General features: G+C 40.9%; 15 protein-coding genes. 5 read left to right on the forward strand and 10 right to left on the reverse strand.

Features of this window, described 5'->3' with window-relative positions:
* Window positions 1-19 precede the first annotated feature (19 nt).
* The 6 genes from V3V99_03815 to V3V99_03840 form a co-directional block, all read right to left on the reverse strand.
* Window positions 20-493, reverse strand: a complete 474-nt coding sequence (locus V3V99_03815; protein MEE9441773.1) for a response regulator — start codon at window positions 491-493, stop codon at window positions 20-22.
* Window positions 465-1,793 (reverse strand): HD domain-containing phosphohydrolase, encoded by a 1,329-nt coding sequence (locus V3V99_03820; GenBank protein ID MEE9441774.1) that lies wholly within the window; start codon window positions 1,791-1,793, stop codon window positions 465-467. Before V3V99_03820 ends, V3V99_03815 begins: the two co-directional genes overlap by 29 nt.
* Window positions 1,786-2,649 (reverse strand): response regulator, encoded by an 864-nt coding sequence (locus tag V3V99_03825; GenBank protein MEE9441775.1) that lies wholly within the window; start codon window positions 2,647-2,649, stop codon window positions 1,786-1,788. The genes V3V99_03820 and V3V99_03825 overlap by 8 nt, the downstream gene beginning before the upstream one ends.
* On the reverse strand, window positions 2,642-4,888 hold the full coding sequence (locus V3V99_03830; GenBank protein MEE9441776.1) for an ATP-binding protein: 2,247 nt from the start codon (window positions 4,886-4,888) through the stop codon (window positions 2,642-2,644). Before V3V99_03830 ends, V3V99_03825 begins: the two co-directional genes overlap by 8 nt.
* A gap of 621 nt (window positions 4,889-5,509) precedes the next feature.
* A complete protein-coding gene (locus tag V3V99_03835) occupies window positions 5,510-6,625 on the reverse strand; it encodes a PQQ-binding-like beta-propeller repeat protein (protein MEE9441777.1) in 1,116 nt (371 codons plus the stop codon).
* 149 nt (window positions 6,626-6,774) lie between these two features.
* Window positions 6,775-8,892 (reverse strand): PBP1A family penicillin-binding protein, encoded by a 2,118-nt coding sequence (locus V3V99_03840; GenBank protein MEE9441778.1) that lies wholly within the window; start codon window positions 8,890-8,892, stop codon window positions 6,775-6,777.
* 251 nt (window positions 8,893-9,143) lie between these two features.
* On the opposite strand from V3V99_03840, the gene tyrS reads away from it, so the two are divergent.
* The 4 genes from tyrS to V3V99_03860 are packed head-to-tail and all read left to right on the forward strand — an operon-like array spanning window position 9,144 to window position 14,818.
* Complete coding sequence (tyrS, locus tag V3V99_03845; protein MEE9441779.1) at window positions 9,144-10,361, forward strand: tyrosine--tRNA ligase; 1,218 nt, start codon at window positions 9,144-9,146, stop codon at window positions 10,359-10,361.
* A 37-nt stretch (window positions 10,362-10,398) separates the two neighbouring features.
* A complete protein-coding gene (locus V3V99_03850) occupies window positions 10,399-12,012 on the forward strand; it encodes a tetratricopeptide repeat protein (protein MEE9441780.1) in 1,614 nt (537 codons plus the stop codon).
* 20 nt (window positions 12,013-12,032) lie between these two features.
* Complete coding sequence (locus tag V3V99_03855) at window positions 12,033-13,721, forward strand: Ig-like domain-containing protein (protein ID MEE9441781.1); 1,689 nt, start codon at window positions 12,033-12,035, stop codon at window positions 13,719-13,721.
* Between the two features lie 8 nt (window positions 13,722-13,729).
* Window positions 13,730-14,818, forward strand: a complete 1,089-nt coding sequence (locus V3V99_03860) for a mechanosensitive ion channel domain-containing protein (protein MEE9441782.1) — start codon at window positions 13,730-13,732, stop codon at window positions 14,816-14,818.
* A 56-nt stretch (window positions 14,819-14,874) separates the two neighbouring features.
* Here the strand turns inward: V3V99_03860 and V3V99_03865 are convergent, their stop codons facing one another.
* From V3V99_03865 to V3V99_03880, 4 genes are all read right to left on the reverse strand, one after another.
* Window positions 14,875-15,480 (reverse strand): OmpA family protein, encoded by a 606-nt coding sequence (locus tag V3V99_03865; protein MEE9441783.1) that lies wholly within the window; start codon window positions 15,478-15,480, stop codon window positions 14,875-14,877.
* Window positions 15,481-15,568: 88 nt separating this feature from the next.
* Window positions 15,569-16,348 (reverse strand): carbohydrate ABC transporter permease, encoded by a 780-nt coding sequence (locus V3V99_03870; protein MEE9441784.1) that lies wholly within the window; start codon window positions 16,346-16,348, stop codon window positions 15,569-15,571.
* A 1-nt stretch (window position 16,349) separates the two neighbouring features.
* On the reverse strand, window positions 16,350-17,222 hold the full coding sequence (locus V3V99_03875) for a sugar ABC transporter permease (protein MEE9441785.1): 873 nt from the start codon (window positions 17,220-17,222) through the stop codon (window positions 16,350-16,352).
* Window positions 17,219-18,415, reverse strand: a complete 1,197-nt coding sequence (locus tag V3V99_03880) for an extracellular solute-binding protein (GenBank protein ID MEE9441786.1) — start codon at window positions 18,413-18,415, stop codon at window positions 17,219-17,221. Before V3V99_03880 ends, V3V99_03875 begins: the two co-directional genes overlap by 4 nt.
* A gap of 239 nt (window positions 18,416-18,654) precedes the next feature.
* Between V3V99_03880 and V3V99_03885 the strand changes: the two genes are divergently transcribed.
* Window positions 18,655-19,422: a DUF72 domain-containing protein gene (locus V3V99_03885; protein ID MEE9441787.1), complete on the forward strand. Its 768-nt coding sequence runs from the start codon at window positions 18,655-18,657 to the stop codon at window positions 19,420-19,422.
* The last annotated feature ends 11 nt before the right edge of the window (window positions 19,423-19,433 follow it).

Below are 19,433 nucleotides of genomic sequence, written 5' to 3' on the forward strand. Positions count from 1 at the left end.
CATAGTTACTATCCCCGCCTTATAACTTTAGTAATTCGGGATGTTGACTGGCAATATTTCTAAGAGTATTTTCTTGTCTCTTGACAATTTCCTGTAATTTTGCGTTTTCAATTTCAAGGTTTTTTCTTTCGAGAGCGTACCGAACAGCAATTAGTAATTCAAAATCATCGCAGGGTTTAGTGAAAAACCGATATATTTCACCATTGTTAATTGCCTTTTTTGCAATTTCAATATCAGATTGTCCTGTAAGCATAAATCTAATAACTTGCGGATATAAAACCCTAATGGTGTTCAAAAGCTCGGTTCCCGTCATTTTAGGCATGTTTTCATCAGTAATCAAAATATCAATCTCATGGTTTTCCAAAATTCCCAGTGCCTCGTGACCCGATTCGGCGGAAAATATCGTGTAACCTGCCGTTAATCGAAAAATACGTTTCAACGCTTTTAATACATTAGGTGAATCATCAACCAATAATATGTTGTGGTATTTCATGATTATCCTCATGATTTATCTGCTTTATAATTTTGATGCCTTTGGTAATAGGGTCACATTTATCCATCTTAATTATTCGCTTTATCATTCCACTCGAAAGTCTGGCGCCTTTGGGAATTACGAACAATCCACTTTTTGTATGAACATCCCCTGCGATAACCATGCCCTGTTTCAAATCACCCGGCTTGACCATATACTCATCCGCATAATCATCCTGAAAGTATATTTTGCATATGTTGTTTTCGATAAATAATCTTAATAAATCCGGGCAATATTTTGAGCCGGTGTATTCCAGAAGGTGTGCCGTTGCCGAGTTCAGCCGTTTCATATCCGGGTAACCGGACACAAAGGCGACGCGATCAAAGGCATCTGCAATTCTAATAATTCGCGCTCCCAGCGGTATCCCATCTCCTCTGATACTATCAGGTGAGCCGCCGCCGTCATAATTTTCATGATGATGGCGGACAATAATACTGATCTCTTCAAAACCCTTTATTCCGCATAGACAGCTTTGTCCTAAAACAGAATGAGTCATGAGAATTTCTTTATCCCGGTCAGTATAATGAATCGGTTTTTTGTCAATTATTTCATCAGGAATTGCCACTTTTCCGATATCGTGTAATAAAGCCGCCACGATAATGTCTTGATACTCTTTTTTATTGATTTTAAGGAGATTCAGGAATTCCTTTGCCATCGCAGCAACTCTCTGAGAATGACTGCCTACTTCTTTAAACCGCAATTCACAAATTGATGATATTGCCTTTATTGTATCCATGAAGGAACGATGCAATTCCTTGTGTTGAATTTTGATTTGATGGACCTGATCAGAGACCTTTTGCTCGAGGGTTTCATTCATTTTAGATAATATTTCTTTCTGTTGTTCAGTAAGAATTTTCAGGCGGTTGTTTTCAGCGGTAATTCTGAATTGTTCCAGTGATTCACTTATACGACTTGTAAATATATCATTATCCCATGGTTTATTGAAATAATACCGCACGGCGCCGTCATTTATGGCTTCTATGGTAGCATCAATATCGGCATAACCGGTCAATAATATTCTAATCGTTTCCGGGGAAATATCACGGGCCTTATTCAGAAATTGAACCCCGGTCATTTCGGGCATCCGTTGATCTGAAATAATCAGGGAGATATTATTATTCTTAAGATGCTCTATGGCTTCGCGTCCACTTGTGGCCGTAATTACCTTGACCTTAGGTGATTTTAAAAGGCGGCGTAAAGATTTTAGAACCCCTTCTTCATCATCCACAACCAAAATGGTATGCATAAACTTATTAGCCAATTGTCTCCCTTTCCGTTAAGGCTTTGTCAATCGCGAGGCAATCATGATTTTCCGTAAAACCATTGTAAAAAGTGCATATCATACCCGCGTTATTGGTTAGCGGTGTACAAATCATGATGATCATGCTTTCAGAATCAATCCGGCAGCCTTTAATCTTCTGGTTGGTAATTGATTCAGTGATCAATTTAAGGATATATTTGTCAATAGCTCCGTCCAGGGATTGGCCGAGATTTAATTCTGATGTGTCTATAAAATCGCCCAGAGAATTATTCATATAAACGACCGTCATATCAGAATCGATCCCCATTACGCCGGTCGGTAAACGATTAAGAATGTTTTGAGCCACAATCAGGGCACGATTCTTCATCTCCAGATCGCGTGTCCGATGAGCCACCTTCTCTTCCAATGATTTTGTCAATAATTCCAATTCCTGATTTCGATTTTGAAGCTCAATATTTAATTTATCAACATAAGAGCTGAGTTGTTGCTGTTCAAATGCTCTCATTATAGTAGTTATGACTTCCTGATCATTCCATGGTTTGCCAATAAATTTATATACATGGCCTTCGTTAATTGCTTCAACAACGGCGCTAACATCGGCATAACCGCTCAGTATCATTCGAATCGTATCCGGATATTTATCCTTAACGATATTCAAAAATTCCACGCCGGTCATTTCGGGCATGCGATAATCAGATATCACGATTTGTACTTTATTTTCTTTAAGAATGTCCAAACCGTCTTTTCCGCTTGTTGCCGTAAGTAATTTATAATCGTTCCCCAAAAGTAACCTTTTCAGTGATTTGAGAACATTCAATTCATCATCCACAATTAAAATTGTCCTGCAATCAGGCATGCTGCTCCTCCAATCGCCCTTCCATCGGTAATGAAATTATAAATTCAGTGCCAATTCCCAAATCACTATGTACATTAATATCGCCACCATGCTTCTGAATTATATCATAACTCAAACTCAATCCCAGCCCCGTGCCCTTGCCAACATCTTTAGTCGTAAAAAAGGGTTCAAAAATTCGGGAAATTTTTTCAGGAGGAATTCCCTGTCCGGTATCTCTAATTGAAATAAAGATATTTTTGTATTCTGCCCAGGTTTTTATATAGATAGTGCCCGATTCCGAAATTGCCTGCCCGGCATTTATCAGCAGATTCATAAATACTTGATTTAATTGATTCGCCATGCAAGAAATTTCCGGAATATTCCCGAAATCTTTTTCAACGGTACATTTATATTTTAGTTCATTCCAGACGATGTTAAGGGTACTCTCCAGTCCTTCATTGATACAGGCATAATCTTTTTCTACCTTGTCAACACGTGAAAAACTTTTAAGATCAGCGACTATTTTTTTTACGCGTTCGGTTCCCTCCATCGATTCAGCGATCGCATCTTTAAAATCATCCATTATTTCACTGATTTGATTTTGTTCTTCAGTATCCGGACTTTCTGCTGGCTTAACATATTTGTTAATGACCTGCAGGTATTTATCCATTGTATTGAGATTGGAGTTAATAAATCCAATGGGATTATTTATTTCGTGAGCGACTCCGGCAGCGAGAGTTCCTATGGCTGCCAATTTATCAGTCTGCATTAACTGCTCACGACTGAAGTGATTTTCGGTTACATCCTGGATTAAACCGACTACTCCTTCAACTGATCCCTGTCTATCGTGTAAAGGCACTTTTGTAGATGCTATCCATTTAATCTGTTTGCCAGATATGAGGATTGCTTTTTCCTGACTCGTTATTGTCCTGTCTTCATCCATGGCGATTTTATCGTCTTGATGATACTGCTCTGCAATATCCTCTGGGAATAAATCGAGAACATTCTTGCCAATAATTTCATCACGGGGTTTCCCCACAAAATCACAAAACGCCTGATTGACTTCTACAAAGCAATGGTCAATATCTTCTATATACATTATGGCTGGGACGGTGTTTATCATTGCCATATAACGAGCTGTGCTCGCGGAAAGAGCTTTATTAACTTCAAGACGTGTATAATAATCTGCGATCTCACGTGCGATGGTATCCAAAAGATGTCTCTCTTCCTTTAAAAAAGGACCCTCATCGAACTCAGCTTTTTCTTTCAGGTAACATACTTCGATTATGCCTATTTTAGAACCGGCGGCCATAATGTCACTACTCTGAATGAAATCTGTTTTGCCAAAATCATCGGTTGTGCCTATCGTGCCATTAATTGATATTTTTGCAGCCGTAATATCAGGATACTGCCAGGCTGGAGGAATCAAATCTACCACCGACCTAAGAAAGCCCTCAAAGGGTATGTCCATGCGTTCTTTTAACTTAGAGATTTCAATAAGACAATTTAACTCTTTGATTCTTTCGCCCAACATAAAGGACTTCTGAAAAATTGCTTTTTCCGACTGTTCTGCCTTCTGCTTTGCCCGTTCCGCCGTCTCCTTCATTTTTATAGCCTGCGTCTTAGAATATTCCAATTCTTTGGTGCGTTCTATCACCTTATTATCCAATGATCTGTTTAATAATGCCAATTCCCGGGTCCGTTCTTCAAGAATAATATTGCTCTTGGCGATTACAGCTTCCCATCTGTTTACGATTCGAAAGACATAAATCCAGCCGACCATCAAAAGCGGGAAGACAATTAAAATCGCTATTAATATTATCTTAAAGTTGCTTTTTAGATGGATATTTTCAGCATTTATGTAAAAATGAAGGGACTTATCGAGCTGAGCCATACCTTTGGAATATATTACCTTTTGCTTATTATATTCATCGCTGTTTAAGACCGTCAGGGCGTCAAATGCTCGATTTTGGCTGATCAATTCAAAGGCTTGATTTTCCATCGCAACCAGTTTAATGTTGGCCGAATCAGTCATTCGAGCCGATTTGTCATCCAATATAGAAGATGAGATAGCAATTGCTTCCTTTATGGCAGCATCAAGTTCAATTTCATATTTTCGATATCGCTTCTCCCATTTTAGATCATTTGTAGCCGCCGCCATCTTGGCAGACATTGTCAGCACTTCATCCAAATGTATTATTATACCCCTCAAATTTTCTATTCGCACATGCTCTTCACTAATCCTTAAATGATCATCCATATGATAAGCAATCCATCCTAACCATATTAATGTCACCCAATTTATAGTGAGTATGATTGTCAAATACAAAAATGGTCTATCCTTTTTGAATATATTCTTAAAACTATACATAATCAATTATCCCTGAAGTTTGATATTTATCAAGACTTACAATTATTTGAGTATTGATAATGAAAATATTGTTATTATCAGGAATACTGTTTCGAATACGCAAAATCCACCCCCAAATACATTGCGACTATTTACATAATTACTATATCGACAATTGGTAATATATATTTAGATTAACAATCAAATCATTGGAATTGATCTTATCGACTCAAATCTGTTCAAGACGTTGATTATTAACGAATGACCTTAAAATTAATTAACGACTTGAATATTTATAAAGCAAAAAAGAAATGTGTAGCTTAAAGCAGGCATAAATCGATTTATCGTAACGGATTGCAATTGAATGGGGGCAAAACCTCGTATGGAGGCGTATAAAATCAAATAAATCAATTGTTGTAAGCGCCAAAATAGTTACTGGCGGCATAAATTGTCAAGGAATAAATTGCCTATCGCGAATAGTGGGATAATATTTGCTAATCTTAAAAATTTCCAGATATTCCCGCTATAAAATTACTCTAAAACGTATAAATGCGTTCCGCTTCCGAAAAGGACATTACCATTATAAATGCTTGGATAACAGACCATATCTTCAGTTTGATACTTCCATAGTATTTTGCCGGTCTTAACCTCTAAGGCATAAAGATTTTTGTCTCCGGAGCCAAAATATAATACATCTCCCGCAATAGCAGGTTTGGAATAGACTTTACCTTCAGAAGCTAAATCCCAGATTACTTTACCGGTTTTAGAGTCAAGCGCATATAAATGACTAAAAAGCGTATTAAAGAACACTATTCCATGGGAAATCGCGGGGTCGCCGCTAATTGGACCATCAGATTCAAAATTCCATAATTCTTTGCCGTTTGTTAGATCAATTGCATAAACATGTTTATCATGGCTGCTAACAAATCCTATACCATCTGAGATGGCTGGCGAGTGATAGATTTTTTTCTTTGCCTTGAACCGCCACTTTTCAGATAGTGACACAGGGTCAAGAGCATATACATTACCACTCCAGTCCGTAATAAAAACTGTAGTATTCCAGAGAGACGGACTGGCACACATGCCATTCTCGGTGTGGAAGCGGCCCGAAACTTCTCCGTTTTGAATATTGATAGCGTACATGGTGCTATCGTGACTTGTACAAAAGGCACGGCCCTCGTAGATTAAAGGAGGAAAGCAGATTGCCGCGTCTCGCCCAGCCTTAACACCATCGGCATCCATTTTCCAAATTATGCGGCCGGAATCTATATGGATAGCGTATAGGCTGCCTTCACCGCATCCCCAAAAGGCAATTGTATCTATAATTGTGGGCGGACCATTAATGCCCTTGGGGCCAACATAAATTTTCCATATCTCAGAACCGGTAGATAATTCTACCGCATATAACGTCCCGTTCCAGTCCGCAAAATACACTACGCCTTTATTAACCAGTGGTGGCGAAGAAATGCCCTTTTCAACGGCGAATTTCCATTTTAGTTTTCCTTGGTCAGTCAAGGGAGATGAATTGTATTTGCCGGTATGTTGAGGTCCACCATTGTAGGTAATCGTTTCAGATCTCGCGGGCGCATATGATATCAAAAAAGGAATTAACGCTAAGTAGAGTAATTTGTAATTATAGAGTCTCATTTTGCTATCCTACCTTTATCGGACATTTTATGTCATCGAAATATTAAATCACCATTTTAATATATGCGTTTGATTCCATTATGTAAACTGATTTTTGAATCTGTTTCTTATGCCGTTAAATCATAGAGGATGTGTCATTTGGCCTGGTGTCAGAAGCGTATTGATTGGGTAGAATCGGCCTGGTTTTCTCTTTGCTTTCTGGTGCGGCTGGTACAAATATTGCAATCATCGGTTGGTACCGACATAATTGTATAGGTTTCTTTGATAACGTTGGTGCAAAAATCGGTCGCGATCTTGCCGCTTTCCTCGCAAATATGCTGAAAGATAATATCGGGGGGAACCTCAAAATCCTCAACCGGTAAATCCTTATGGGCGGCGAGCATAATTTTCGTCCAGATTGGGAGGGCATTGGCCGACCCGGTCATATTATGGCCCAGAGAGATAAAATCATCAAAACCAACCCAGACACCACTTGTGATTTGCGGTGTATATCCAATATACCAGTTGTCGCGAAAATCGTTGGATGTTCCGGTTTTTCCGCCGGCCGGCCGCGTAAATCCAAGCCAGCGGGTTTTATACCCGGTGCCGCCCGGTTCCATGACTGACTGCATCATATTGACCATGATATAGGCTGTTTCGGCCGATAGAACTTCATCTTTTCTTACAGTAGAATTATCTTCAAGAATATTTTCATAGCGGTCTACTATCTTTAATATAAATCGCGGTGATATTCTAATGCCGCCATTGGGGAATACCGTATAAGCAGATGTCAATTCGTTCAAGAACACTTCGCTGGAGCCCATGGCCAGAGAGGGGACGGCGCGGAGATTGCTCTTGATGCCCATTTGCTGGGCATAATAGACGGCGAGCTCGGGTCTGATTTTCAATAATAATTTTGCCGCAACCATATTTCTTGATTTCTTTAAGCCTATGCGAAGAGTCATGCGGCCGAGATATTTATTGTCGAAATTGTGAGGCCGCCAGTTTTCAGTTCCCGGGATATCAAGGACGATTGAATTATCGTAAATGATTGAGTCCGGCGTCCAGCCGTTGTCCATTGCGGCGGTATAAATAAAGGGCTTAAACGCCGATCCGGGTTGACGCGGGGCCTGAACCGCTCGATTAAACTTGCTTTCCGAAAAATCTTTACCGCCGACCATTGTCAAAACATCTCCGGTTTTATTGTCGATAGTAATTGCCGCGCCCTGGACTTTTTTGTAAACGCGAATACTATCACCGTTTTCATCGAGGCTATCGGGAAGGACTTCGGTATAAATCGGATCGGTGCTTAAATGGCGGGATTCGATAGTCCTTTGCAGCGAATCCAAATGCGCAACAACCGATGATTCGGCGACCTGCTGCAAATCCCAATCAAGGGTGGTATATACCTGGAGGCCTCCGTTATACAACTCATCGACTCCGTAGGTACGTTCGATATATTGCCGCACATATTCGGTAAAATAAGGCGCTTTGCCCGGTTCGACTTCGGGGGGGGATAATTCCAGCGGTAACGCCCGTAGAGAATCAAAAACTTCTTTGGTCATTCCGCCATTCGAATAATATGCATAAAGGACTCTGTTACGGGCTTGAAGAGATTTTTCAGGATTATTAAAGGGCGAATTAATGGTTGGTCCTTTGAGCATTCCCAAAAGAATGGCGCAGTCGCTGATAGAAAGTTCCGAGGCGCTTTTATCAAAGAAAGCGTGGGCAGCGGCGGAAATCCCGTAGGCACGATGAAAATAATAAAGGTTGAGATACATCTCAAGAATTTCACTTTTTGAGTAGGTTCTTTCGAGCTTAATAGCGGTTAAGGCTTCTTTAAATTTTCTTTCAAAGGTTTGCTTTCTATTTAAGAACAATATGCGGGCCAGTTGCTGGGTTATAGTAGACGCCCCGGCTTCTATCCTCATTTTGAGGAGGTTGTTCGCGGCGACAAGAAAGATTCTACGAATATTTATTCCCCAATGGTCATAAAATTGCTGATCCTCAACCGCAAGCAGCATTTGTATTAAATGGGGAGGTATTTCGGCGTGGGGTGTCAGGATTCTGTTCTGGTTGTAAAACTCCTGAAGCAATGTGCCGTCGGCGCCGTATATTTTTGTCTTTAATGGTGGTTCAATATTGTAAACTTCCTCAATGGAGGGTAGTTCATTCTCATATATATCATAAGTTCTTCGAACTCCCCAAAGGCATAAAAGCAGGATAAAAATCGTTATCCAAAAAATGGGTCGCGCGAAAAACGGCTTTTTGACTCCAGGATATTTCATATCATTTTTGATCATGCTGAGAAGCTAATTCTATTGAGATGAATTATCAATTAAAAAACATCATTCGAAATTTATACAATATTTCCCGAATTAAGATTCACCATGTTTCAGATTAGCCGTCCATATTTTCACGTTATTTAATGTGAAAATATGTTCCAATTTGGACTCCAAATGACTATATTCTTTATTTGGAATTAATGGCGTGGTGATAAAAAGCTTAAAAACGGAGAGGATTTGCCGACTATAATATTATGAGTGACAAGGAAATACAGCGACAGTTGGATATTATCAAAAGGGGAATTGTCGAACTTCTGCCCGAAAATGAGTTTGTTGAAAAGCTAAAGAAATCGATTGCTAATAATAAACCCTTAAGGGTCAAGCAGGGCTTTGATCCGACCGCGCCTGATATTCATCTTGGTCATACCGTCGGATTGAGAAAGCTCAGGCAGTTTCAGGATTTGGGTCATCAAGTTGTTTTAATAATAGGTGATTATACCGGTTTGGTCGGTGATCCTTCGGGGAGATCGGTTATGCGTCCGCAACTTTCCTATGATGACTTAATGAAAAACGCTGAGACTTATCAGAAGCAATTTTTCAAGATTGTCGAGCGTTCAAAAACGGAAGTTCATTTTAACGGTGAATGGTTTGATAAAATGAATCTCAAGCAGATCATGCATTTATCATCCAAATTTACAATAGCCCGGATGCTGGAACGTGATGATTTCGAGAAACGTTATAAGGACGGTTTGCCTATCGCGGTTCATGAATTTTTCTATCCGCTCATGCAAGCTTACGATTCCGTAATGATAAAGGCCGATATTGAAATCGGAGCGACCGAGCAGAAATTTAATCTGATTGCCGGGCGGCATATCCAGGAGGCATACGGGCAGGCGCCGCAATGTATCCTGACGCTGCCAATTCTGGTTGGGATCGACGGAACAAATCGGATGAGCAAATCATTGGGCAACTATATCGGCGTCGATGAATCTCCGAAAGAAATATTCGGCAAGATAATGTCAATTCCCGATAATTTGATTTACAGTTACTATGAGATGATAACCAACGCTGATGATATTTTCCTTGTTGATCTGAAGAAGAAACTTTCAATGGATGATCTGAATCCCATGGATATAAAAAAGGAACTGGGTATTGAAGTCGTATCCATGTACCATAATCGGGAAAAGGGTCTGGAAGCCTGCGCTGAATTTGAAAGAGTTTTTTCACAAAAGGGTATCCCCGACGACATGCCGGAATTCAAGATTTCTGAAATCGGCAACAGAATTTGGGTCGTAAGGCTATTAACCAATACTAAAATGGTCAATTCCAGGGGAGAGGCGAGGCGTTTAATAAAAGGCGGCGGTCTTTATCTGAATAATGAACGAATTAGCGATGATAACCTCGAACTGGACTTAACCGAAGGGATGTTATTTAAGGTCGGCAAGAGAAGATTTTTTAAAATTGTAAAATAATCGGGAAACAGTTACGCCTTTTAACGTTATATACTATATGAAAAACAAATCTCATCTATATCGACTAATTACGATTCCGGGCTTGGTATTAATCTCAGTCTGGGGAACGGGCTGCGGCAGTGGCAAAGCGAAAATAATACCTGTAATTGAAGAACAGCCACGGGAGATATCCGAGCAGGATCATGCGGCGGGTTATAATCATTTCACCAACGCCAATTTACTTGAGATGCTCGGCGCCCAGCAAGAGGCTTTGCTCGAATATGAACGAGCTTTGGTGTATTTGCCGGAATCGCAGACTATTCGAACAGATTATGCCCGTTTGTTATTTAGATTACATCGATTGAATGAAGCTTTAACTGAAACATTGAAAATAGAGCCAAAGGATTCGGAAATTTATTTACTGATAGGCGACTGTTACCGAATGACGGATAGGTATAAGCAAGGCGTCTCTTTTTACTGGAAGGCAGTTGAGCTCGACACTGATAATATAAATGCTCACTGGTACCTGGCCGGTTATTATCGTCACAATAATATTCTGGATTCGGCGATTATTTCATATTATGAACTGGCGCGGTTGTCGGATACATATAGAATCTGGCACGAGTTGGGAATATTGCTGGGGCAGGATAAGCGGTATGAAGAAGCCTTACCGGCTTTTCAAAAATCAGTGGAATTAAACAGCGATGCCGGTAATATCAATGCTTATTTGGGTCTGGCGACAACTTATGACGTATTGGATTCAATTACACAGGCTGAAGAAGTACTAAATCGCGCGGTTGCCCTCGATTCAAATAATGTTCGTATTTTTCGGCAAATGATGGCGATGCATATTAATCATAATGATTACGAAAAGGCTCTTGATGATTCAAAAAAGCTAATCGCTTTGGTTCCGTCAGATTGGGTAGCCGTCCGGCGATACGGAAGATTATTATACACGATGGGGCATCTGGATCGCGCGGATTCATTATTCCAGGAACGCATTGATTTTGGCGATGAGCATCTTATAAATTATTTTTATCTGGGACTAATAGCAATGGAGCGGGAGCGATTCAATAATGCTGAAGCGTATTTTCATCAGGCCATATTTCTCGACAGCTCTTATGTGGATAGCTGGTTGAATCTTGCATTTTCTTATCGGCAGCGAGATAGTCTTGATAAAAGTATCAGCATTTATAAGCAATCGATATATCAAATGCCGAACGCCATTGACAGTAACCGGATATATTTCGCGCTTGGTTCGGCTTATGAGCAAACGGATCAACTCCATGAGGCGGTGGACGTATTTGAAAAGATATTGGAGACCGATCCGGACCATGCCCCAACTTTGAATTATCTTGGATATATGCTGGCCGATGCCGGGATTAGACTGGAATATGCTCTTGAATTAATAGAAAAAGCCCTGACTATATTTCCCAATAATGGCGCCTATATCGATAGCTATGCCTGGGTTCATTATCGTTTGGGTAATTTTCAGCTGGCCTTGTCAGAGTTGGAAAAAGCCATAAATTTGCAGGTTGAGGATCCCGTTATATATGAACATATGGGTGACATCTATAAAGCGTTAAAAAATAGAGACGAAGCCGAAAGGTATTATAAAAAAGCTCTTGAATTAGACGCAAACAGTATTGATATTGAGGAGAAGATGAAATAGTTAAGATGGCAGGGAGGCCATTGAAAAGTAAACTTACAATTCTGTTCTCCATTTTATTTATTATAGGATGCGCCAAATCAATCGCTCCTCCCGGCGGCCCCGTTGACCGTATCCCGCCTGAAATAATATTATCGATACCCGAATCTCGTTCCATAAACGTTCCTCTCGATTCACGGGTAACAATTGAGTTCTCGGAAAAGATAAATTCGCAAACTGTTTTGAAGTCGGTTTTTATAACGCCGCGAATGATACCTGAGCCGGAGATCAAAGTAAGCGGCAATAAGATTACAATCATTCCCAGGGATTCGTTACAACTGAATACGACCTATTTGATTACGTTGGGTACGGATATTAAAGACGCACATAATGTCAATTTGGCCCAATCGTTTGGATTGGCTTTTTCGACGGGTGACGCGATCGATTCCGGATCTGTTTCGGGCAAGGTTTACCGAGAAGGAAAACCGACCCCGGGAATAAATATCGGTATGTTTCGCGAAATACCCGAAGACAAATCTTCGCCGATTGATTCTTTGACACCCGATTATATTACACAAAGCGGCCGGGATGGAGAATATTCGTTTAACTTTATTCCTCCGCAAAATTATCAAATAGTAGCGTTTGATGATCGAAACAAAAATCGGCGCATAAATCCCGACCGTGAATGGTTTGGAATACCGTATCAGCAAATTATTCTCGACGAGATCAATTGCAATTTAAGCGGAATTGATATTCAAATCCATGCTTCTCAAGACAAGTATTTTTCGCTCCGCTCGGTAACGTTAAATCAGGATAATTTATTAAAACTTCGATTTTCCAGGTCTTTAACGGAGAAAGAAATTGAGCTTTTATTTTCCGATCTTTCAATAATGTCGGGTGCGGATAATGTCGAGGTTAAGGCTTATATTAATCTTGTGCCATATCCCTGCCCGGATTTTGTGTTGCTGCCTGATTCATTAGCGGATGGAGAAGAATATAATCTAAAGCTGGATAGAAAGGTTTTGGACGCAGAGATACATGACACATTAAGATATGTTGATTTTAGTTTTGTATCGGTTCTCAAGGAAGACGTCGCGTCTCCGACTATTTTGAAATCGATACCTTATGCCGGTGAGCAAAATGTTTATCCGGGAGATGATATTATCTTTATGTTTTCCGAGCCAATTGAGATAGATCCTGCAGAGACTACTGCCTTGTTAATCGCCTCGGAAACAGATTCGCAGGTTGTTAATCTAACGCCTGTAAATGCATTTGTGTATCAATATTCATCTATTCCCAATTTGGATTTCGGAAAAGAATACATTTTGCGACTGATTGGTGAATATATAAAGGATCGCAGTGAAAATTCACTATCCGATTCGGCAGTTGATGTAAAATTCCATACAATAGGACTGGATACTCTGGGGCAAATTTCCGGAGAGATTCAATATAATGACGGTGCACTGGCCGGATATCCCGTAGTCTTGACGTTTAAAAATACAGACAGCAGGAAGGCGGATAGCTTGTTTTTGGGGCGCGGAGAAATGGATTATTCAAAGGAATTGCTTCCGGGATATTATACGATTTCCGGATTTGTTGATCGGAATTCAAATAACGTGTATGATATGGGTACGATAGTCCCGTATATATTTTCCGAACCGTTTACAATTCACCCCGATACGATCAGAGTACGTTCCCGATTTAATTCTTCCGGGGTCGTGATAGAGTTTTAGGAGGAATTATGCTCGAACAATATGGTATTCCATTGTGGGCTGAAAAATTAATAATGTCCGGCGGCATTCTCGTCGGGACGATTTTTGCGGCGTATGTTGTCCGTATTATTCTTCGTTTTGTCGCTCATCGTTTTGCGCGTAAAACCGCAAGTAAACTCGATGATTTGATCATTGAGGCGGTATCCAAACCAGTTTTCAATCTAATCATTGTCGGGGGGCTTGATTTTGAAATAAAATATCTGCATGAGTCTTTTGAATTTATATCCGAGGGGACTTATAAATTATTGCATGGAATCGCTTTCGCGTTCGCGATGGTTCTTATAGGTTGGTTAACAATCAGGTTCTCTGAATCGATAACGACCTGGTATGCCAAAAATATCGCGGCCAGGACTGAGACTAAATTTGATGATGAATTTATTCCGATATTTTCACGGAGCTTGAAAGCGATTGTATTTGTATTGGTGCTCATGGCGGTTTTATCACATTTCAATATCGATGTTAAGGGACTCGTGGCGGTATTGGGGGTATCTTCTCTGGCGTTTGCATTGGCCGCCCAGGATACGCTGGCCAATATGATCGCGGGATTTATCCTGATGCTTGATCGGCCGTTTCGAGTAGGGGATCGAGTAACGTTAGCAGACGATCGCATTCTTGATGTTTACGAAATCGGACTGCGCTCGACGAAATTTTTGACCCGTGATAATACATTAGTCATTATTCCCAATGCTGAAATTTCCAAAATGACAATTGATAATTTATCGTACCCGGCGCCTCAAGTTCGGGTTCGAATTGAGGTGGGCGTCGCGTACGGATCGGATATTGATCGCGTAAAAGAATTGCTTCTCGAAGCGGCGCACAGCCATCCGGACGTTATCAAAGAACCGAAACCGTTTGTGCAGTTCATTAATTTCGGTGAATCGTCGCTTGATTTCAGGCTAAATGTTTATGTCGCTGATTATTCAATTCAGCGGCCTACCGGTCATGCGGTGCGAGAGTTAGTATATAAAATATTCGGAAAAGAAAATATCGAGATTCCATTTCCTCAGAGAGTTGTTTATTTATATGAACAGGATAAAGAGAAAGAAAAAAAAGATTAAGTTCGAATTGCACGAAAAAAAGGCCGGGGCAACCGGCCTTTTTTTAATTTGACAATTTATTTTGCCCAGAGTTTTAATTTTACTTTGCGTTGTTTGGCATAGGATACTTCCCCATCACCGCTCTGGACCGCTTTGTTTTCGCCGTGACTGACGGTGAATATGCGATAGAGATTAACGCCGTAGTTATCGACCAGATAATACTTGGCGGCGGCGGCTCTCTTAAGACCCAATTCGGTGTTATACGCGGCATTTCCGGTGGGGTCGGTATAGCCGGCGATTTCCATGACTGATTTTCTATCGGCAATCATTTTGTCGCCCGCTTGATCGATTATCTCCTGCGCGGCGACGGTTAATTCCATGGAATTAAAATCAAAGAATATCTCACCTTCCCAGACGACCTTATAGTTTTCAAAACCTTTGGCCTCGTTTATGGCCATATCGGTTTTAGAGTCCAGTTGTCTGGTAAGAGATTGCAATTGTTCGAGAGCGGCCTTATTTTCGGCAATTTTATTTTCCACGTCTTGTACGGTGGCTTCACTCCGAGCTTTCTCCTCGGCAACCGCGGTATCAACATAGGTTTTTGAGGCGCCGCAACCGGATAAAAGCATTAAGGCGACTATTCCAATAACGGGAATAATCATCAATATACCTTTCGACTTCATCAGTTCCCTCCTGGTAAAAAATATTAATTCCTTCGCGAGTCAAAAAAGATTATTGGTGAAGTTATGTCAACCAATTTTTCAAAAAATATTATTGCTTGAAGGCGCCTTCGGTAATTCCGGAGATAATTTGTCTTTGAAAGACAAAAAACACAGCCATAATGGGAACGACCGCGACAACCGACCCGGCCATAAGTTGATACCAATCTATCGATTGATAGCCAAGAAGTAGAGCCAGGGCAACGGGAAGAGTTCGATACTGTTCAGATGAGGTGAGTATGAAAGGGAAAAGAAAACTATTCCAATTGGTCATGAATACCTGTATGGCGAGAATGGCCAGAGCCGGGCGGCAAAGAGGCATCACAATTTTGAAAAGTATCCTGAGTTCGCCGGCACCATCGATGCGAGCCGCTTCCTCTAACGATATGGGAAGAGTCGAAACGTATTGCCTGACTAAAAATATCCCGATCGGATTTACCAGCCAGGGCAAAATCAAGGCCCAGTAGCTGTCATATAATCCCAGTTTATTCATCAAAATATAGATTGGAATTATAACGATATGAATCGGAACCATAAGAACAATAAGGACAGTATAGAGCCAGAATTTGGAGCCCAGGATTTTTCTGCGCGCCAGAACATAACCACACATGAAACAAAAAATAATGTTGCCGAAAGTGACCACTATCGCCACCAAAAGAGAGTTGAATAAATAGAGTCCGAAATTATTTGAGGCAAAGATATATTGAAAATTTGAAATGCTCAGTTGCCCGGACGGAGTCAATACGCTCAAAGCAAACATGCGCATCAGGGGAAATATCATGATAAAAAATATCAGCAGTAGAAAAGCGTATTTTATAATTTTCCCCGTCATATCAGGCCTGCCATTTCGTTTGCAACGCTTTGAATTGAATGATTGAGACTATCCCGATGATGGCAAAGAGAATATAGGCGGCGGCTGAGGCATAGCCAAAATTGAACTGGCGCAGGCCGGTTTCATAGACGAAATAGACGCCCGTAAAAGTTGAATTGAGAGGGCCGCCTTTGGTCATAACGAAAATCTCAATGAAAACCTGAAATGATTTAATGCTGTTGATGACAATAATGAAAAGAGTGACCGGTTTTAGCATGGGCAGGGTTATGTGCCGGAACTGCTGCCAGCGCGAAGCTCCCGACAGGCGGGCCGCTTCGTATAATTCGGTGGGGATGGTTTGTAATCCTCCCAGGAAAAGAAGCATATAATAACCGGATGCCATCCAGATATCCATCGCCATAATCGACGCCAGAGCCGTTTTTTGCGACAAAAGGAATCCATTAACCGGCGGATTTAATCCAATGAGTTGAGCAAGCAGATGGATATATCCCCCGCGGGCATAGAGATTCGAAAAGATAAGGGCAATAACGACCATCGATGTAATCGACGGCATAAAATAGGAAGCTCTGAAAAATGTACGTCCGCGAAATTGATTATTCAAAAGGAGAGCCAGTCCCAGGGAAATTATTGTCGTGAAGGGAATCGTTCCAATGGCAAAGATAAAACTGTTTTTAAGCGAAAGAATAAAATCAGGGTCGCTGAAAAGCTTTTGATAATTGGAAAATCCAATCCAATTTATCGTGGGGTCAAGCAGGCGATAATCGGTCAGACTTATGACAAATGAATAGACTAAGGGAAACATCCAGAAAATAAGAAAGGTCAGTATCCAGGGTGAGAAAAGCAGCCAGCCATTTATGCCGCGATTTGATTTCATTCGGCGATTAATTCCCTGATTTTACGCGCAGCATTGTTCATAGCATCTTCAGTTGTTTTGGAATCATATAAAACCGCTTCGACCGCTTTTTCAATTTCGGCCTCGATATACACCCATTGAGGATGGGGGGGAGGCATGCGGCTGTTTTCTATCTGGGCAATGAATGCTTCAAAATGGGGCTGGCCGAGAAGCAGGGAATCCTGAGCGGCATCTACCGAGGCGGGAGTAGGAGTCTTATTTTGTATGCAAAACTCTATCTGATTCTCCGGTGAACAAACATGTTTGATAAATTCGAAGGCAAGTTCCGGATGGGCTGATTTTGAATTAATACAGAGATATTCACCACCTGCAAATGAAGTTGAATTTCTGGTATCGACTGGCCCCGGTATCAGATTAGTTGAAAAGGCGAAGTCCGGTTTTTCTCGGGCGATTCTTTTGAGTAGCCAATCGCCGGATATGACAAATCCAATCTTGCCTTCTAAAAAGGCGTCTTCGAGCCGTCTCTGCGTATCGGTCAAACCTGTTTGACAGAGTTTTTTATAAAAATTAAGAGCTTCCAAAGTTGCATCCGAATCAAATAGACAACTATCGAGATTTTCTGAAAGTATGCGACCGCCGTTTGACCACATAAAAGGCAGGAATTTTTTATAGAGCCGATGTCGTTCGGCAGAATTTGAACCGAATCCAAAAATATTTTCCGAGAGATTGTTTATCTTATTTGAAGCGGAAAGCAATTCGTCCCAATTCGCAGGCGAATAATCGCGAGCGAATCCGGCCTGTTCCAGCAAATCTTTATTTATAAATAAAACGCGGGTGCCTAATATCCATGGAAAGGCGTAATACTTCTGATTATAAATACCGGGTTCCCACATCAAATATTTGTCTCTAATACTATCAGTTATTTGAGTTATATTATATAGATGGCCTGTCGACGAGAATTCCGGGATCCAATCCGAACCAAGCTCGACAATATCGGGGCCGGTACCCGATGAAAAGGCAATGGCGATTTTATCATGCCCATCCGCCCATGTCAGATCGACAAGTTCGATATTAACATCCGGATGAGATGATTCGAAGTCAGCGGCAATTTGCTCAATGACTGGACGAATATTTGTATCGGTCCAGAAATGCCACCAGGTAAGAGTCGTCTTGTTTGACGATTGCTCACCGCAAGAAATAATTAAGCAGGCCATTATCACTAAAGAGATAATTGTTTTTTTCATGGGAAAACGATAGTCAGGTGGATATTCAAAGTCAACTTCAAACTTGTGATTGAATTATTCCGTTAAATTATGGTAATTAATGATATGTATTGCAGAAAATGCAGGATTAAGATGAAAGAGCAGAAACGTTCCTTTCACAAAAAGCGCAAATGGATTTGTCCTCGGTGTGGATTAGTAAAGATGGAACCCATCAAAGACAGGAATGTCAAATGAATATCAGAATCGGTACGTCAGGATATAGTTTTGAGGATTGGCGGGGGAAATTTTATCCCGGGCAGATACAAAAAGGGAAAATGCTCGATCATTATCAGGCGTATTTTGACACGGTCGAGATCAATTCAACTTATTATCGCATACCGCATCCGGCGATCATGTATAATATCGTTAAAAAAACCAAGCCTGATTTTGAATTTATTGTAAAAGCCAATAAAAACCTTACGCATCAAAGACAGGATTTCGAAAAACCGGCCGTACAGTTTTTGGAATCGGTGCGGCCGATTGCCGACCGGGGGCAGCTTAAAGGCATACTGGCACAGTTTCCCTGGTCTTTTAAGTATTCCCGGAATAACCTTGGATATCTTCATACTTGCCGGGAATTGATGCGACCTCATCCGCTATATATTGAATTTCGTCATGACAGCTGGCTCCGGAAAGAAACAATGGAGTTACTTAAAAGTGATGATACTCATATTGTTTCGGTTGACGGACCGCGATTGCAGGGCTTACTGCCGCCGCGTTTGATAACTACAACCGATACCGCCTATATCCGTCTGCATGGCCGAAACGCGAAGCATTGGTGGGACGGGGGAGCGCTGAGGTATGATTATCTCTACAATGAAAATGAATTGCAGGAATGGAAAGAAAAACTGGAGAATATGAAATCAAACGTTCAAAAAGCATTCATATTCTTCAATAATTGTCATCTGGGTCAGGCGGTGAAAAACGCCCGCGAGATGATGAGATTTCTCGACTTGTAGTTTTTGTTGAC

The organism is Candidatus Zixiibacteriota bacterium, assembly GCA_036480375.1.
Lineage (GTDB): Bacteria > Zixibacteria > MSB-5A5 > GN15 > JAAZOE01 > JAZGGI01.

Coding starts and splice junctions, on each gene's coding strand:
- V3V99_03885 (MEE9441787.1), top strand. CDS start 18,655: ATGAATATCAGAATCGGTACGTCAGGATATAGTTTTGAGGATTGGCGG.
- V3V99_03865 (MEE9441783.1), bottom strand. CDS start 15,480: ATGAAGTCGAAAGGTATATTGATGATTATTCCCGTTATTGGAATAGTC.
- tyrS (MEE9441779.1), top strand. CDS start 9,144: ATGAGTGACAAGGAAATACAGCGACAGTTGGATATTATCAAAAGGGGA.
- V3V99_03830 (MEE9441776.1), bottom strand. CDS start 4,888: ATGGATGATCATTTAAGGATTAGTGAAGAGCATGTGCGAATAGAAAAT.
- V3V99_03840 (MEE9441778.1), bottom strand. CDS start 8,892: ATGAAATATCCTGGAGTCAAAAAGCCGTTTTTCGCGCGACCCATTTTT.
- V3V99_03835 (MEE9441777.1), bottom strand. CDS start 6,625: ATGAGACTCTATAATTACAAATTACTCTACTTAGCGTTAATTCCTTTT.
- V3V99_03880 (MEE9441786.1), bottom strand. CDS start 18,415: ATGGCCTGCTTAATTATTTCTTGCGGTGAGCAATCGTCAAACAAGACG.
- V3V99_03870 (MEE9441784.1), bottom strand. CDS start 16,348: ATGACGGGGAAAATTATAAAATACGCTTTTCTACTGCTGATATTTTTT.
- V3V99_03860 (MEE9441782.1), top strand. CDS start 13,730: ATGCTCGAACAATATGGTATTCCATTGTGGGCTGAAAAATTAATAATG.
- V3V99_03875 (MEE9441785.1), bottom strand. CDS start 17,222: ATGAAATCAAATCGCGGCATAAATGGCTGGCTGCTTTTCTCACCCTGG.
- V3V99_03825 (MEE9441775.1), bottom strand. CDS start 2,649: ATGCCTGATTGCAGGACAATTTTAATTGTGGATGATGAATTGAATGTT.
- V3V99_03850 (MEE9441780.1), top strand. CDS start 10,399: ATGAAAAACAAATCTCATCTATATCGACTAATTACGATTCCGGGCTTG.
- V3V99_03815 (MEE9441773.1), bottom strand. CDS start 493: ATGAAATACCACAACATATTATTGGTTGATGATTCACCTAATGTATTA.